General features: G+C 68.5%; 10 protein-coding genes. 7 read left to right on the top strand and 3 right to left on the bottom strand.

The window, feature by feature from the left end; genetic code table 11:
* Nucleotides 1-111: 111 nt before the first annotated feature.
* The 5 genes from ACVT6V_RS24055 (at nt 112) to ACVT6V_RS24035 (ending at nt 6,574) form a co-directional block, all read left to right on the top strand.
* Nucleotides 112-1,623: a nitrate/nitrite transporter gene (locus tag ACVT6V_RS24055; RefSeq protein WP_489896601.1), complete on the top strand. Its 1,512-nt coding sequence runs from the start codon at nt 112-114 to the stop codon at nt 1,621-1,623.
* An 88-nt stretch (nt 1,624-1,711) separates the two neighbouring features.
* Nucleotides 1,712-4,234, top strand: coding sequence for a nitrite reductase large subunit NirB (gene nirB, locus ACVT6V_RS24050; protein ID WP_489900987.1), 2,523 nt, complete (start codon nt 1,712-1,714; stop codon nt 4,232-4,234).
* Complete coding sequence (locus tag ACVT6V_RS24045) at nt 4,231-4,662, top strand: nitrite reductase small subunit NirD (protein WP_489896600.1); 432 nt, start codon at nt 4,231-4,233, stop codon at nt 4,660-4,662. Before nirB ends, ACVT6V_RS24045 begins: the two co-directional genes overlap by 4 nt.
* Nucleotides 4,659-5,834 carry a uroporphyrinogen-III synthase gene (locus ACVT6V_RS24040; RefSeq protein ID WP_489896599.1) on the top strand — a complete coding sequence of 392 codons (1,176 nt, stop codon included), beginning with the start codon at nt 4,659-4,661 and terminating at the stop codon, nt 5,832-5,834. The genes ACVT6V_RS24045 and ACVT6V_RS24040 overlap by 4 nt, the downstream gene beginning before the upstream one ends.
* A complete protein-coding gene (locus ACVT6V_RS24035) occupies nt 5,831-6,574 on the top strand; it encodes a sirohydrochlorin chelatase (RefSeq protein ID WP_489896598.1) in 744 nt (247 codons plus the stop codon). Before ACVT6V_RS24040 ends, ACVT6V_RS24035 begins: the two co-directional genes overlap by 4 nt.
* Before the next feature lie 167 nt (nt 6,575-6,741).
* Here the strand turns inward: ACVT6V_RS24035 and ACVT6V_RS24030 are convergent, their stop codons facing one another.
* The 3 genes from ACVT6V_RS24030 to ACVT6V_RS24020 are packed head-to-tail and all read right to left on the bottom strand — an operon-like array spanning nt 6,742 to nt 9,212.
* On the bottom strand, nt 6,742-7,044 hold the full coding sequence (locus ACVT6V_RS24030) for an MGMT family protein (protein WP_489896597.1): 303 nt from the start codon (nt 7,042-7,044) through the stop codon (nt 6,742-6,744).
* Between the two features lie 2 nt (nt 7,045-7,046).
* The gene (locus tag ACVT6V_RS24025; protein WP_489896596.1) at nt 7,047-7,847 is read right to left on the bottom strand and encodes an alpha/beta hydrolase; all 801 of its coding nucleotides are present in this window, start codon (nt 7,845-7,847) and stop codon (nt 7,047-7,049) included.
* A gap of 57 nt (nt 7,848-7,904) precedes the next feature.
* On the bottom strand, nt 7,905-9,212 hold the full coding sequence (locus tag ACVT6V_RS24020; RefSeq protein WP_489896595.1) for an MFS transporter: 1,308 nt from the start codon (nt 9,210-9,212) through the stop codon (nt 7,905-7,907).
* A 208-nt stretch (nt 9,213-9,420) separates the two neighbouring features.
* Here ACVT6V_RS24020 and ACVT6V_RS24015 point away from each other — a divergent pair, with 208 nt between their 5' ends.
* The gene (locus ACVT6V_RS24015; RefSeq protein WP_489896594.1) at nt 9,421-12,909 is read left to right on the top strand and encodes an ATP-dependent helicase; all 3,489 of its coding nucleotides are present in this window, start codon (nt 9,421-9,423) and stop codon (nt 12,907-12,909) included.
* Complete coding sequence (locus tag ACVT6V_RS24010; protein WP_489896593.1) at nt 12,902-16,321, top strand: ATP-dependent helicase; 3,420 nt, start codon at nt 12,902-12,904, stop codon at nt 16,319-16,321. The genes ACVT6V_RS24015 and ACVT6V_RS24010 overlap by 8 nt, the downstream gene beginning before the upstream one ends.
* Nucleotides 16,322-16,350: the final 29 nt, after the last annotated feature.

Genomic DNA, 16,350 nt, shown 5'->3' with positions numbered 1-16,350 from the left:
TGACCGATCGGTCACGCCAGGGAAAATCCCGGCAACACGGGCTCCCTAACTTTGTTCCCATCACCGACAGCGTCGTCGGTAATTCATCACGACGACTCGATGGGACTGCTCATGCCTGTACTGCCCGCCTTTGTGCGGCAAGCGATGACGCGCGATCACACGATCACCGAATGGGATCCCGAGGACCAGAAGGCCTGGGACGCAGGGAACGCCGAGATCGCCAAGCGCAATCTGGTCTGGTCGGTGATCTGCGAGCACGTCGGCTTCTCCGTCTGGTCCCTGTTCTCCGTGATGGCACTGTTCATGGGCCCCGAGTACGGGATCAGTCTCGATCAGAAGTTCATCATCGCCGCGACCGCGACGTTCGTCGGCTCGTGTCTACGTATTCCTTACACCCAGGCCACCGCACGATTCGGTGGGCGCAACTGGGCCATCTTCAGTGCGATCGTCCTGCTCGTCCCGACCGCACTGACCATGATGTTGATGATGAATCCGGGCGAGTTCGGCTTCGGCTGGTTCCTCGGCGTCGCCGCCCTCACCGGCTTCGGCGGCGGCAACTTCGCGTCGTCGATGACCAACATCAACGCGTTCTATCCTCAGCGCCTCAAGGGGTGGGCACTGGGGCTCAACGCCGGCGGCGGCAACATCGGCGTGCCGGTGATCCAGCTGATCGGCCTCGCCGTCATCTGGCTCGCCTCGGATCAGCCCGAGATCGTCTGCGCGATCTACCTCGTGGCCCTGGCCGTCGCAGGCGTCGGCGCCATGCTCTACATGGACAACCTGGATCACCAGACCTCGAGCGGTCGCGCCATGATCGACTGCCTCAAGTACCGCGACACCTGGCTGATCTGCATCCTCTACATCGGCACCTTCGGTTCCTTCATCGGTTTCGGCTTCGCCTTCAGTCAGGTGCTCAACATCAGTTTCACCTCTGCCGGAGCGGCCAAACCGGCGCTGGCGGCAGCGCAGATCGCCTGGATCGGACCGCTGCTCGGCTCGTTGTCCCGGCCTTACGGCGGCAAGCTCGCCGACCGGGTCGGTGGCGGCAAGGTCACGTTCTACAGCTTCATCGCGATGGCCGCCTCCGCATCGATCCTGGTGGTCGCCGGCACGATCGCGGACTCCAACGGCAAGGTGATCACCGGCGGAGTGCTGACCGCGTTCGTCATCGCGTTCATCCTGCTGTTCCTCATCTCGGGCATCGCCAACGGCTCGGTCTACAAGATCATCCCGACGATCTGGGAGGACAAGTCCAAGGGCTTGTCCGGGCTCAACGCGCTCGGCAAGACCAAGTGGTCGCGCAGCATGTCCGGCGCGCTGATCGGGATCGCAGGCGCGGCAGGTGGTCTCGGCGGTGTGGGGATCAACCTCGTCCTGCGCCAGAGCTACAAGTCGAATCAGTCGGCCACCGTGGCGTTCTGGATCTTCCTGGCCTTCTACGTCGTCGCCGGGGCGATCACCTGGTGGTTCTATGCGCGCCGTCCCGCCGTGGTCAGCGAGACCACCGACCTGCAGGTCGCCGAGGGCTCCGGAGCAGAAGCAACCCCGGTCGACCCGAGCACCGACAACAGTGAGGTCGCCGCCGGTACCGATTCCGGCGCGACCGACAAAACCCTGGCCTGACCGGTCCCACCGACCGGTCCTACGCCGAAACATCAAGGAGTTACCAGTGACCAGCGAATCCAAGACAGTTGTCGTGGTCGGCCACGGCATGGTGGGTCACCGCTTCGTCCAGACGCTACGCAACCGTGACACCGACGGCACCTGGCGGATCGAGGTGGTCTCCGAAGAGGCCGACCCCGCATACGACCGTGTCGGCTTGTCATCCTATGTCGGCGCCTGGCAACGGGATTCGCTGGCGCTGGACGGCAACACCTACGCCGGCGACGAGCACGTGGTGACCCATCTCGGGGAGACGGTCACCGACATCGACCGCGCAGGGCATCGGGTGGTCACCACGTCCGGTCGCGAGATCGCCTACGACGCGCTCGTGCTGGCCACCGGCTCCTACGCGTTCGTTCCGCCGGTACCCGGCCACGACAACGAGAAGTGCTTCGTCTACCGCACGCTGGACGATCTGGACGCAATCCGGGCGACGGCCGATGCCGCCGGTCCGGGGGCCCCCGGAATCGTCGTCGGCGGCGGTCTGCTCGGACTGGAGGCCGCCAACGCGCTCAAGCTGATGGGTATGACGCCGCACGTGGTGGAGTTCGCGCCGCGACTCATGCCGATGCAGGTCGACGAGGGCGGTGGGGCGGTCTTGAAGTCCCTGGTCACCGACCTCGGGCTGACGGTGCACACCGGTGTCGGCACCGCCGACATCGCCGACGGTGAATCCGGTGGGCTGCGCGTGACACTCAGCGACGACACCGAGTTGGATGCGGCGCTGGTGGTGTTCTCGGCGGGTGTCCGGCCCCGCGATCAGGTGGCTCGCGAGGCCGGGCTGGCAGTCGCCGAACGTGGCGGCGTGCTGGTGGACACCGCGTGCCGCACCGACGACCCGGACATCTATGCGATCGGTGAGGTCGCGGCGGTCGAGGGGCGTTGCTACGGGCTCGTCGCCCCCGGCTACAGCACTGCCGAGGTGGTGGCCGACCAGCTCCTCGGCGAGCAGTCCACATTCCCGGGCGCCGACATGTCGACCAAGCTCAAACTCCTCGGCGTCGACGTCGCCAGCTTCGGTGACGCGATGGCGACCACCGAGAACGCGCTGGAGATCGTCTACCACGACGCGGTGGCCGGACGCTACGCGAAGGTGGTGGTCTCCGACGACGCCACGACGCTGCTCGGCGGCATCCTGGTGGGTGATGCGTCCGCGTACGCGATGCTCAAGCCGATGGTGGGCCGGGAGATCCCCGGTGACCCGGCGGCGCTGATCGCTCCGGCGGCCGGACCCGGTGTGGGCATCGACGCCCTGCCCGACGACGCCGAGATCTGTTCGTGCAACGGGGTGTCGAAGGGCGCCATCTGCTCGGCGATCGCCGACGGTGCCTGCGAGATCGCCGACATCAAGAAGACGACCTGTGCCGGCACCACCTGCGGTGGCTGTCTGCCGAGCATCAAGTCGCTGCTCGCGGCGTCCGGCGTCGAGCTGTCGAAGGCCCTGTGTGAGCACTTCGAGCACTCGCGTCGTGAACTGTTCGAGATCGTCTCGGTGACCGGTATCCGGACCTTCTCCGAACTCATCGAGCGGCACGGGACCGGACAGGGCTGCGACATCTGCAAGCCCACCGTGGCATCCATTCTGGCCTCGACCTCGAGCGATCACATCCTCGACGGTGAGCAGGCGGCACTGCAGGACACCAACGACCACTTCCTGGCGAACATGCAGAAGAACGGTTCGTACTCCGTCGTCCCGCGGATGCCGGGCGGCGAGGTGACCCCCGAACAGCTCATCGTGATCGGTGAGATCGCCCGCGACTTCGGGCTCTACACCAAGATCACCGGCGGGCAGCGTATCGATCTGTTCGGTGCGCGTGTGGATCAGCTACCCGAGATCTGGCGCCGGCTCGTCGACGCCGGAATGGAGTCGGGCCACGCCTACGGCAAGAGTCTGCGCACGGTGAAGAGCTGTGTCGGCTCCACCTGGTGTCGCTACGGCGTGCAGGACTCGGTGGGGATGGCGGTGCTGCTCGAGAAGCGATACCGGGGCCTTCGGTCGCCGCACAAGCTCAAGTTCGGTGTCTCGGGATGCGCACGGGAATGCGCCGAGGCGCGCGGAAAGGACGTCGGGGTGATCGCCACCGAGAACGGATGGAACCTCTACGTCGCCGGCAACGGTGGACAGAGTCCCAAGCACGCGCAACTGATCGCCAGCGGAGTGGATGACCGGACGCTGGTCGCCTACATTGATCGGTACCTGATGTTCTATATCCGCACCGCCGACCGTCTGCAGCGCACAGCGCCGTGGCTGGAATCCTTGGAGGGTGGACTCGATCATCTGCGTGCGGTGGTCTGTGACGACAGCCTCGGACTCGCGGCGGAACTCGAGGCGGACATGGAGCGCCACGTCGCGGGCTACCGCGACGAATGGGCCGCAGTTCTCGAGGACGAGGAAAAACTCAAGCGGTTCGTCTCGTTCGTCAATGCACCGGAGGTGGTCGACCCGACGATCCGTTTCAGCGAGGAAGACCGCAAGGTGCCGGTGCTGCTCGACATGCCGTCGATGCCCGTAGCCGGGGCAGACGATTCCGCAAACCACGATGCGATCGAACGTGAAGGAGTGCCGACATGACAGTCGCCCAGGAGTCCACGGCGAACGAACCCGGTGGGGTGACCCATCCCGATGTGATCCCGGGTCAGTGGGTCCGCGCATGTGTGCTGGCCGACCTTGCGGTCGGCCGTGGGGTCGGAGTCCTCGGGCCCGAGTTCGAACAGGCTGCGTTGTTCCGGATCCCGGCACTGGAGACCGACCGCGAGGCGGTCCTCGGCCGCACCCGCCTGTATGCGATCGGCAACATCGATCCGTTTGCCCGTGCGGCGGTGCTCTCCCGCGGTGTCACCGGTGACCGTGCCGGTGAGCCGACCGTGGCGAGCCCGCTCGGCAAGCAGGTGTTCTCGTTGCGCACCGGCGTCTGCCTCGATGACGAGTCGATGTCGGTGCCCAGCTACGCCGTACATGTCATCGACGACATGGTCGAGGTGTATTTCCCTCACTCATGAGCAACAACAAACAGACGTCCGCCGACGACGCCGAGACGTTGCCCCTGGCGGGATTCACCATCGGGATAACCGCCGCCCGCCGGGCCGAGGAGTTCGCGGCCCTGTTGACCCGACGCGGTGCCGAGGTGATGGCCGCGCCGACGATACGAATCCTGCCGCTGGTCGACGACACGGAACTCGAGCACGTCACCGAGGAGATCATCGCCGACCCGCCCGAGCTGATGGTCGCGACCACGGGCATCGGATTCCGTGGTTGGGTGGAGGCCGCCGACGGGTGGGGCAGCGCCGAGCCGCTGATCCGCGCGTTGGACAAGAGTCGACTGATCGCCCGCGGACCGAAGGCCAAGGGGGCAATCCGCGCCGCGGGGCTCCGCGAGGAGTGGTCGCCGGAGAGCGAGTCCTCCTCGGAGGTGCTCGACCGGCTGCTCGACGAGGGCGTGGAGGGTGTCCGGATCGCGGTGCAGCTGCACGGGGCGACCACCGAGTGGGAGCCGCTGCCGGACTTCTGTGCGGTGCTGCGCGCCGCCGGGGCGAAGGTGATGCCGGTGCCGGTTTACCGCTGGAACATGCACCCCGACATCGACCGGATCGATCGGATGATCGGCGCGGTGATCCGCGGTGATCTCGACGCCATCACCTTCACCAGCGCGCCGGCCGCGGCATCGATCCTGACCCGGGCCAAGGAGCTCGGCAAACTCGCCCAGTTCGTGCACTCGATGCGCACTGCGGTGCCGGTGATGTGTGTCGGCTCGGTGACCGCGGGGCCGCTCGAGGCCCTGCAGATCCCGACCACCTACCCGAAACGGTATCGCCTCGGCGCACTGGCCCGGCTTATCACCGACGAACTACCACGGAGAAGTCACAACTTGCGAGTCCACGGACACGACACAGCAATTCGGGGGCAGGCCGTGGTGGTGGACGGTGTGGTCCGGGAGCTGTCGGCGACGAGCCTGATCCTGCTCAAATCGCTCGCCTCGGCGCCCGGTCGTGTGGTCTCCCGCCAGGACCTGCTCGCCGGACTGCCGGGCGACAGTTCTGACACGCACGCCGTGGAGGTGGCCGTGGCCCGTCTGCGGAATGCCCTGGGTGACCCGAAGATGATCCAGACGGTGGTGAAGCGCGGATATCGCCTCGCCGTCGACCTGGAGTACGAGGGAGAGGACGTCGAATGAGGCATCGTGGCGAACGACCGGCACTGCCCGTCGGCGACCGCCTGCGCGAGATCAGCCCGGTGCTGGTTGCGCACGGAACGCGAAACCCGCACGGCATCACTGTGATCGCTCAGATCGCGGAAGCCGTCAGTGAGCGGATCGGAACCACCCGCACGGCGTTCGTCGACGTCCTCGGGCCGACTCCTACCGAGGTGATCGCCGACGTCGACCGACCGGCGGTGCTGGTCCCGGCTTTCCTCGCCTCGGGCTATCACGTTCGCAAGGACATCCCTGAACATGTGGCCGCCGCGGGACGCGAGGACACGGTGGTGACCCGTGCGCTCGGTCCCGACCCCGCCATCGCCGATGTGGCGCGCCTCCGGCTGGTGGAGGCGGGCTGGGAGCCGGGAGATGCCGTGGTGTTGGCCGCCGCCGGCTCGTCAGACGAAAGTGCTTGCTATCAAGTTCATCTCGCTGCTCGGCAGCTCGAGTCGATCATCGGCGGGCGGGTCGAGGTCGGTTTCATCACCACGGCGTCACCGTCGGTACCCGAAGCCGTGGAGCGTGCCTCGCGACGCGGGCGGCGGGTGGTGATCGCCAGCTATCTGTTGGCGCCCGGCCTCTTTCACAACAGACTGCACACCTACGGCGCGGACGCGGTCGCTGCTCCGCTCGGCGCGGACCGCCGCATCGTCGACCTCATCGAGACGCGGATGCGGGCCGCCGTGAGCCCCTACCGGCGGCGGGCAGTTCGGCGCTGAGCGATTCCGCTGTCCGGCCAGCGGTCTCGATACGGTGCTCGCCTGGCGGCTCGCGCCTACTCGGCCAGCGGGCGGCGTGACGTGTGTCGGTGGAGTGTCTGTCTTTCGCTGGTCGAGTAGTCGCGAACGGAGTGAGTGGTGTATCGAGACCATCGAGCCCGATTCGATCAGGCGTCCGGCGTCCAACGGCAGCGCCGCAGCGCGATCCGGCCGTTCTCGATCGGAACGCCCTCGGCTCCAAGGCGTTCCAACTGTCTGGTGGCCAGGTGCGGGGCAGGCCTCCCGGATGCGGGGACAACGCGATGCCAGGGCAGGTCACCGGAGTCGGTGCGCATGATCCACCCCACGATGCGTGGGCTGGACAGGCCGACCGCATGGGCCAGGTCGCCGTAGGTGGTCACCTGCCCTGGCGGGATCGCGGCGACGAGCGCTCGCACCTGCTCGACGTCGGCATCGCTGACCGCTGCCACGGTCAGCGAGTCCCGACCATTGCCCGGACACTGCGGGCGGTGAGTTGTGGCTCCAGAAACGGGACCATGTGTCCGCAATCGGCGTGCACGATCTCCACGCTGTCGCCGCGTTCGGCGGCGCATGCCTCCAGGAAGGCCGGACCGACGAACGGCGGGTCGACCTGATCGGCGACCACGATCGTCGTAGGCAGACCCGGAGGCGGCAGGGCGAATTCCCGGGCCATCTCACCCCACGCGGCCGCCGCGCCGGCGGCGCTGACCCGCCAACCCACCCGGCCCTGGTCGAGGCCGATGAGATGATTCTCGATCTCCTTGTCCAGCAATATCTCCGGGACCTCGGCCCAGCCCTCGCCACGCTTCGCCGCGCGGGCGGCATCGGCGTCGGGATAGTCCCAGTGCGCGAGACTGTCGGTGGCCACCTCCAGTGCCCAGCTCGGATCGAGACCCTGTGCCGGGTCCAACAACACCAGCGCGCGAACAGCCGATACACCCAGCCGCCGCGCGAGACGGATCGCGATCGCGCCACCGAAGGAGTGGCCGACGATGACGAACGGACGAGCCGATGCCGGTATGTACTCGTCGACCACCTCCGTCAGCGCATCCACATGCTCGGTGAACGACCACGGGGGCTCCCACGGCGAGTGGCCGTGCCCGAGTAGGTCGGGCGCGATCACACGCAGATCCGGCAGGTGGTCGGTGGCCAACGATTCCCATCGTCGACCGTGGCCGGTCAGGCCATGGACGGCCAGGACGTGCGGCACATCTGTGGAGTCCGGACCGAACGCATACGTCGTCAGCGTCATGCCGCCATCCTGCCGCACCCGCGCCGAACGCCGCGGTCCCGGGCCGTGTCGCCGGGTTCAGCGTGCGCCCTTCACCCGGTGGATGGCGATGGCGCCCAGCAGTGCGAAGATCGCCGACGCCAGGTACAGCGTGACGAAGTTCCCGTCCGGTCCCGCGGTGTAGACGCCGAACGCGGGTATCGCGAGAAAGGCCGGCGCGATCGCCGGGGACAGCGCCGGCGGCACGGTGTTGGCGACGTTGAACAGACCCATCGCGCGGGCGGAGTCGTCGGTGTCCGGGATGACCTCGGTGACGAGGGCGAGATCGACTGCGAGATAGATTCCTTCACCGATCCCGGTGACCGCCATGCCGATCAGGAACAGCGGCAGCGAATGCGCGAGCGCGATCGCCACCATACCGAGTGCGTAGATCGATGCGCCGGCGGCCACGAAGATCTTCCGTCGTCCGATTCGGTCCGAGAGCGATCCGGCGATCGGGCTGAACACGAAGGTGAACGCGTAATGGACGAGCGTGGAGACCGCGACGATGCCGGCGACCGACGCCATGGTGTAGTGCAGTTGGTTCACCAGGTAGAGCACCTGATAGCCGACCAGAATCGCGGTCCCCATGAAGAGCAGGAACCGACTCAACCACGTCCACCCGAAGTCGGGGTGTCTGCGCGGACTGATCCAGTAGCTGCGCACCATCGCGGACATCGTCAATCGCGGAAGTGCCTCGGCGGCTTCGGGACTCAGACGCCGATCGTCGAGTACCCGAAGCAGGAATCCCGCACCGACGACCATGAACACGCACGGTCCGACGAACATCGCCAGTGGTCCGTACCGCGACAGGATCGGCATGAGCGCTGCGCCCGCGACCGCGCCGACAGGGACACACATGCCTGCGAGGCCGGCCACTCGGCCACGCTGGTCCGCCGGCACCTGGTCGGGCAGGATCGCCATCAACGCGGCGAGCACCGCGAACGCGCCGGCGATGCCGATCAGGTAGCCGATGAGGATTCCGGGTATCGAGTTCGACAGCGCGAGCAGTCCGAACCCGGCGACGGAGACGGTGGTGCCGCCGACGATCCAGGGGGTGCGCATGCCGAATCGTGAACGGGTGCGGTCACTCAGCGCGCCCACGATCGGGTTGGTCAGCAGTGCGACCACACCGCCGGCGCCCAGCACGAGCGAGAGCGCCCGGGCCCGTTCGCCCTCGGGCAGCACATCACTGATACGCAGGGACATGGAGACGATCGGCGGGGTCAGGTAGGCGAGCCAGAAGCCCACGTACGTCAGCAGGAACGCGATCAACAGCTTGGTGCTGATCGGCGCCGCGGTCGCGGCCGGCGGTGTGGCGACCGGGTCGGATGGGCGGCTTGTCATCGGCTCCACGAATTCTGGCATCGTGCGTGTGACCTCCGGGATATCTCGCTACGAATGTGATGCGAGCCATTGTCGGCAGGGTGGGAGGTGTCGAGGAAGACGAATCTCTCGATGGTGGATATAGACGGCATCTATGCCAGAGAGGCTGCCCGTCTGGTCCGACGGCGCCTCGCCGGATGGTGTCAGCGGCGCGTGATTCCATGGTCACATGGCCAGACGCAGCGACGACCACCGCGGAGTGGACGCACATCGCCGCGCCACCGGTGGCACCGCACTGCGTACCCGGTTGATCGCGACGCGAGCCGCCGACGACGGTGAACGAACCTGGCCCGCCGAGGTCGCCGCCGTCATCGAAGGATCGGCATCGGCGGATCCGGGGAAGCCGTGGTCGCCGGTGCGGGTGCACGGTGGACCCGGGACCGGGAAGTCCTCGCTGATCGTCGATGCCGCCGTCGCGCGGTTGCTGCGAGCGGACGTCGACCCCGAGTCGGTGCTGGTGCTGGCCGCATCACGGCGTGCGGCGGCATCACTGCGGGAGCAGATCACCCGCCGGGTGCTGTCCGCCACGGCGGGAACCGGATCGAGCGGCGATGCGGATGCGCTCGCCGACGACAGCCGCGCGTTGCGGGAACCCCTGGTACGGACAGTTCACTCCTACGCCTTCGCGATCCTGCGGCTGCAGGCGAGCGCGCATGGCAACCCGCCGCCCAGGTTGATCACCGGTTCCGAGCAGGACATGGTGTTGCGCGAGTTGCTCGCCGGTGATGTCGAGGACGGTGCCGGCCACTGGCCCGAACGCCTGCGTCCCGCGCTCGGTACCGCAGGCTTCGCGCAGGCACTGCGTGACCTGATGATGCGGGCGGCCGAGCGTGGCGTGGGACCCGAGGAGTTGACGGCGCTCGGGCGTGAACATCGGCGACCGGAATGGGTGGCGGCGGGCCGTGCCTACGCACAGTACGAGCAGAACATGTTGCTCCGCGGCTCGGTGGGTGCCGACGCGCCCGGCGCATCCGCTCCGGCGGTGGACGCCGCCGAGCTCATCGGATCGGCGTTGTCGGCGTTCGCGACCGACCCCGAACTGCTGGCCGGCCAGCGCCGTCGGATTCGCCATCTCCTGGTCGACGACGCGCAGCACCTCGACCCGCAGGCGGCCGCGCTCGTGACCCTGGTCGGTACCGGTACCGACTCGACGGTCATCGCCGCGGACACCGATCAATCCGTGTATGGGTTCCGGGGTGCGAGCCGCCGATTCGCCGACGGACTCGCCGAACCCACATCGGAGCGGGACATTCTGCTGGACACGACGTTTCGCAGTCATCCCGAGATCGCGGCAGTCGGGGCAGCGCTGGTGTCCCGGCTCCCCGGAGCTCGTCCGCATCCGTATCCCGCACCCGCCGACGACGCTACCTCCCGGGCGCCGGATGGCACGTCCGGCGGAGCCGAGGTCAAGGTGTTCAGCTCGGCCGCCAAGGAGGCCACCGCCGTCGCCGACCTGCTCCGCCGGGCTCATCTGTTCGAGAAGACACCGTGGTCGCGGATGGCGGTTGTCGTGCGGTCGGTGCCACTGGCGCTGCCTGCGTTGCGCCGCGCCTTCCGGTCCGCAGGCGTCCCGGTGACCACACCGACGAGTGATCTGCCGCTGCATCGGCAGCGGGCGGTGGCCGCACTGATGCAGGTGTTGCGGGCCGTCGCGGCACGGGAGCTGCCCGATGCCGCCGCGGCCGACGAGTTCACCATCGACGACGCCGTCGCACTGCTGTCCGGCCCGATCGGCGGCGCCGACCCGGGCGCCATGCGGCGACTGCGACGAGGCGTGCGGCGGCTCGACGAACGCGGAGGTGGCGGCGCGGCCACGGATTCTCTGGTCGCGTTGCGTCGAGCGCTCCTCGACCGTGAGGCCGCAGCGCATTATGTCGCCGAGCTCACCGAAGCCGAGGCGAAACCTCTCGTGCGGGCCCTCGAGGTCGTCGACGCCGCCGATCGCGTGCACCGTGAGCGCCGTGGTGTGGAGGACACCCTCTGGGCCGCATGGCAGTCGACCGGCCTGGAACGACGATGGGCGGCCAGTGCGATACGTGGTGGACCGGCCGGTGAACAGGCCGATCGTGACCTCGACGCCGTGATGGCGATGTTCGAGGCGGCGGCCAACTTCGTCGACACCCTGCCCGCCGCCGGGCCCGCGGGTTTCGTGCGCTACCTCGCCGCGCTCCAGATCCCCCGGGACAGTCGTCTCGCGGGCGCCGCGGGCGACGCGGTCACCGTCCTGTCGGCGCATGCCGCGGCGGGCCGCGAGTGGGATGTCGTCGCGGTGGCCGGCGTGCTCGACGGATTGTGGCCGTCGCTGCGCAGTCGTGGCAGCGTGCTCGCGACCGGCCAACTCGTCGACCTCCTCGACGGGGTCGACCCCGAGGCGCTCGACACGGTGGCGCGTTCGACGTCGGCGCTCGCCGACGAGCGTCGGCTGCTGCTGGTGGCGTGCACGCGCGCGCGACGTCGGCTGCTGGTGACCGCGGTGGAGGACGGTAGCGGTGACGCATCGCCCTCGCGGTTCGTCGCGGAGATCGCGGATGCGATCGCGGCGCGGCACGGACTGTCGTCAGGAGATCCGGTCGAGGCCGCGGAGTCCGGGTTACCCGAACTACCTCTCGATCCCGGTGTCGGTCGGGTGTTGTCGTTGCCGTCGTTGATCGCGACCTTGCGCTCGGTTGTGGTCAGCGGGTCGGACGGGCTCGAACAGGGCGCGCCGGCCGATCGACGCACGCGTGCGGCCGCCGAGCTGCTCGCGCAACTCGCCGACTCCGACATTCCCGGTGCGGCACCGAAGGATTGGTTCGGCATGGCGGGCCCGAGCACCCAGGCCGCGCTGTGGACCCCCGACCGCGGGCCGGTGACGCTGTCCCCGTCCAATGTCGAGTCGCTGACGCGGTGTTCGCTGCGGTGGGTGCTCGAACGGCACGGCGGGCGCGACGGGGACGGGACGCCGGCGTTGACCGGCAACCTCGTGCACACGTTGGTCCAGGCGGTTGCCGGCCAGATCGAGCCCGCCGAGGTGACCGCCGCCCTGCGTGGCATCTGGGATCGTGTCGACACCGGAGCTGCGTGGTATTCGGTGCGGGAACTCGAGCGTGCCGAGGCGATGCTGACGAATTTCCGTGACTGGCTGCGGATCTCGCGTGACGAGCTCTCCGAGGCCGGGGTGGAGGCGGAGATCGACGCGACCATCCCCGCCGACCGCGTGCCCGGCACCGACGCCGATCTGAAGCCCGGCGAGGTGCCGGTGCGGCTCCGGGGCCGGATCGACCGGCTGGAACGCGACCGGCAGGGCAGACCGGTGGTGGTGGACGTCAAGACCGCCAAGACCGCGATCTCGAAGGCCGATGCGGCCGACCACGCACAGTTGGCGACCTATCAGCTCGCGCTGGCGCTCGGCGGCACGGAGGGTGCCGGGTCGACCGAGCCCGGTGGGGGACGATTGGTGTACGTCTCGGCGGCCAACAAGAACACCGGCGCCACCGAGCGGGTACAGGGTCCGTTGTCTCCGGATCAGGTCGACGAGTGGATCGCGACGGTGCGTACCGCCGCGCGTGCCAGTGTGGGGCCGATGTTCGCCGCCACCCGTAACCCCGGCTGCGTCCACTGCACGCTGTCGACGAGTTGCCCTGCCCAACTGCGTGGGAAGACGGTGATCGATGACTGACGCGTCGCAGCGTCCGCAGATCTCCGCGGTGGCGATCGCCGCTGCGCTGGGGCTGCCGACACCGACTCCTGAGCAGGTGGCGGTGATCGAGGCACCGATGGAACCGTTGCTCGTCGTGGCCGGTGCCGGAGCCGGAAAGACCGAGACCATGGCGGCACGGGTCGTCTGGCTGGTCGCGAACGGCATGGTGGCTCCCGACGAGGTGCTCGGCCTCACGTTCACCCGCAAGGCCGCGAGCGAACTCGGTGCGCGCATCCGACGGCGACTGTCGATGCTGTCGGGCTCGCCGGCGTTGCGGCGGTGGGACCCCGATGGCGCCATCGCGGCATCCCTGAGTGGGGGCGACCCCGAGGTCAGCACCTACCACGCCTACGCGGGTCGGCTCATCGCCGACTACGGGCTGCTGTTGCCGGTGGAACCCAACTCGACGCTGCTGTCGGAGACCGAGTTATGGCAGATGGCGTTCTCGGTGGTGTCCAACTGGACCGGAGAGCTGCAGACCACAAAGGTGCCGTCGAGTGTCACCGAAGCGGTGCTGAAGCTCTACGGGGAGATGGCCGAACATCTCGTCGACGTCGACGATCTGCGTCGGGCCGGCGATGACCTGTACGGCCTGATCGAGACCCTGCCGAAGGGGCCCCGTCAGCGGGACACACCGACACAGGCGTTGCTCAAGATCCGCGACGTCATCGACGAGCGCCGCGAGCTCATCCCGATGGTCATCGCGCTGGCCGAGACGATGCGTGCGGCGACCGCCCTGGACTTCGGCAGTCAGATGTCACTCGCGGCACAGCTCGTCATGCGCAATCCGGAAGTGGTTGCTGCTGAGCGCGATTCATTCCGTGCGGTGCTGCTCGACGAATATCAGGACACCGGACATTCGCAGCGTGTCCTGCTGGCCACCCTGTTCGGGGTCGCGCCGGCCGCCGTGCGCGGCAGCGGACACCGCCCGCAGCAGGGCTCGGTCGCGGTGACGGCGGTCGGCGATCCGATCCAGTCGATCTACGGCTGGCGAGGCGCATCGGCGGCCAACCTGCCGCGGTTCACCGACGACTTCCGTCAGGCGGACTCCTCGCCGGCCGTCCGGCTGGAATTGCTGACGAGCTGGCGCAATTCGGTTCATGCGCTGCGGCTGGCCAACGAGACGTCGGAGGAACTCCGGCGCCGCGGCATCCCGGTGAGTGTGCTGCGGCCGCGCCCGGATGCCCCGCTCGGCACCGTCGATCTTGCACTGACCGAGACCGTCGTCGACGAACGACGTTGGATCGCCGACCATGTCGAGCAGCTCTATCGGGCCGCCGAGGACGCCGGCGAGAACCCGCCGACCACGGCGATCCTGGTGCGGCGCAACGACGACTCCGCACCGCTGGCGGCCGAACTCGAGAGCCGCGGCATACCCGCCGAGGTGGTCGGCATCGGTGGGCTGCTGCACGTTCCGGAGATCGAGGACATCGTCGCGATGCTGCGGGTCATCGCCGACCCGATGGCCGGTACCGCGGCGATGCGGCTGCTGACCGGCGCGCGATGGCAGCTCGGTGCCGCTGACCTGGCCGCCCTGTGGCGGCGCGCCACCGAACTCGCGGCCGTCGAGTTCACCGCGTCGAACGGGGTGGTGGCATCGCGGGAGGAACTCGACGATGCCCTCGATGCGGTGCTGCCGACCGAGATCGTCGACCGGGCGGGGATCGCCGATGCCATCGTCGACCCCGGCGAGCCGCATCGCTACAGCCCGGAGGGATTCGCCCGGATCCGGGCGTTCGGGGCCCAACTCGAGTCGCTCCGTCGGCGAATCGGCCAGCCGCTGCCCGAACTCGTCGCCGACGTGGAACACACGATCGGTGTCGCCGTGGAGGCCCAGATCCGGGCCCATCGGATGCGCGGCGCGATCACCGGTCGCGAACATCTCGACGCCTTCGCCGACTACGTCACCTCCTACGCGGACCGCCAGGGTGCGAATCTCCCTGGCCTGCTGGCCTTCCTGGACACGGCGGAGACCATCGAGAAGGGCCTGGAACCCGGCCGGATCGAGGTTGCCGAGCAGCGCGTGCAGATCCTGACGGTGCATGCGGCCAAGGGGCTCGAATGGGAGGTCGTCGTGCTGCCGCACCTGTGCGAGAACATCTTCCCGGGCGGCCGCGCCGACTCGACATGGCTGGGTAGCGCCAAGGAGTTGCCGGCGGAGTTGCGCGGCGATCTCGCCGACGGGATCAACAGTGAGGGCTTCCCGGCGCTGGACCTCCGGTCGGTCGCGGACCGCAAGGAACTCGAGGTGGCACTGACCGAGCACAAGGAGGCGATCGGGCAACGTCGGCTCGAGGAGGACCGCCGGCTGCTCTACGTCGCGCTCACCCGCGCGAAGCGATCGCTGCTGATCTCGGCGCACCACTGGTCGGAGACCGGGGACAAGCCGCGCGGCGGTTCGCCGTTCTTCGAGGAGATCCGGACGATCGTCACCGCGGCGATCGCCGATCCGGGGACCGATTCGACGGGTCTGGCCATCGACGTCGACACCCCCGATCCGCCCGCGGACGCGACGAACCCGTTGGCCGACGAGATCATCTCCGCCGCATGGCCCGCCGACCCGCTGGGAGAGCGTCGCGACGCGCTGGATACGGCGGCACGCATGGTCACCGAGGCGATCGCCGAACGTGATGCCCCGGCGCTGTTCGAAGTCCCCTCCGACACCGGGAGGGGGAGCGAACCTGCTCTGTTCGACGCAGCGCACCAGGAGTCCGACGATGATGAGGAGATCGCCGCGTGGCGGTCGGAGGTCGTCGCGTTGCTCGCCGAGCATCACCGGACCAACCAGGCCGAGGTCGACGTGGAATTGCCCACGCACCTGTCGGTCAGCCAGCTCGTCGAACTCGATGCCGACGAAGGGGCTTTTGCGCGGCGACTGCGCCGTCCCACACCGTTCGCACCGAACCCGACGGCTCGTCGCGGCACCGCCTTCCACGCCTGGGTGGAGCGCTGGTTCGGCGCCACCCGGCTGCTCGACATCGACGAGCTCCCCGGCGCCGCCGACGCGACAGCCGTCCCGGACGCCGACCTCGACGCCCTGCGCGACGCGTTCCTCTCCTCGCGGTGGGCGCAGCGCAGCCCCACGGAGGTGGAGGTGCCGTTCGAGACCGTGATCGGGCCGACCGTGATCCGAGGCCGGATCGATGCCGTGTTCGCCGAACCCGACGGCGGCTGGCTGGTGGTGGACTGGAAGACCGGTTCGGTACCCGAACCGGCGCGACGCGAATCCCTGTTCGTCCAGCTCGCCGCCTACCGGATCGCGTGGGCGCAGCTGGCCGGTGTACCGGTGGGGAAGGTGCGTGCGGCCTTCCACTACGTACGGTCGGGATTCACGCTGGAACCCGACGATCTGCCGGACCGTGCGGCACTCGGCGCACTGCTCGCGAAATAGGCTACATTCGGCTCTTGTGAAGCAACGTC

The organism is Gordonia sp. LMA167, assembly GCF_058130025.1.
The sequence above is the reverse complement of the archived record's forward strand: the minus strand, read 5'-3'. Positions and strand labels throughout refer to the sequence as shown.

Coding starts and splice junctions, on each gene's coding strand:
- ACVT6V_RS24040 (WP_489896599.1), top strand. CDS start 4,659: ATGAGCAACAACAAACAGACGTCCGCCGACGACGCCGAGACGTTGCCC.
- ACVT6V_RS24035 (WP_489896598.1), top strand. CDS start 5,831: ATGAGGCATCGTGGCGAACGACCGGCACTGCCCGTCGGCGACCGCCTG.
- ACVT6V_RS24010 (WP_489896593.1), top strand. CDS start 12,902: ATGACTGACGCGTCGCAGCGTCCGCAGATCTCCGCGGTGGCGATCGCC.
- nirB (WP_489900987.1), top strand. CDS start 1,712: ATGGTGGGTCACCGCTTCGTCCAGACGCTACGCAACCGTGACACCGAC.
- ACVT6V_RS24025 (WP_489896596.1), bottom strand. CDS start 7,847: ATGACGCTGACGACGTATGCGTTCGGTCCGGACTCCACAGATGTGCCG.
- ACVT6V_RS24055 (WP_489896601.1), top strand. CDS start 112: ATGCCTGTACTGCCCGCCTTTGTGCGGCAAGCGATGACGCGCGATCAC.
- ACVT6V_RS24045 (WP_489896600.1), top strand. CDS start 4,231: ATGACAGTCGCCCAGGAGTCCACGGCGAACGAACCCGGTGGGGTGACC.
- ACVT6V_RS24015 (WP_489896594.1), top strand. CDS start 9,421: ATGGCCAGACGCAGCGACGACCACCGCGGAGTGGACGCACATCGCCGC.
- ACVT6V_RS24020 (WP_489896595.1), bottom strand. CDS start 9,212: ATGACAAGCCGCCCATCCGACCCGGTCGCCACACCGCCGGCCGCGACC.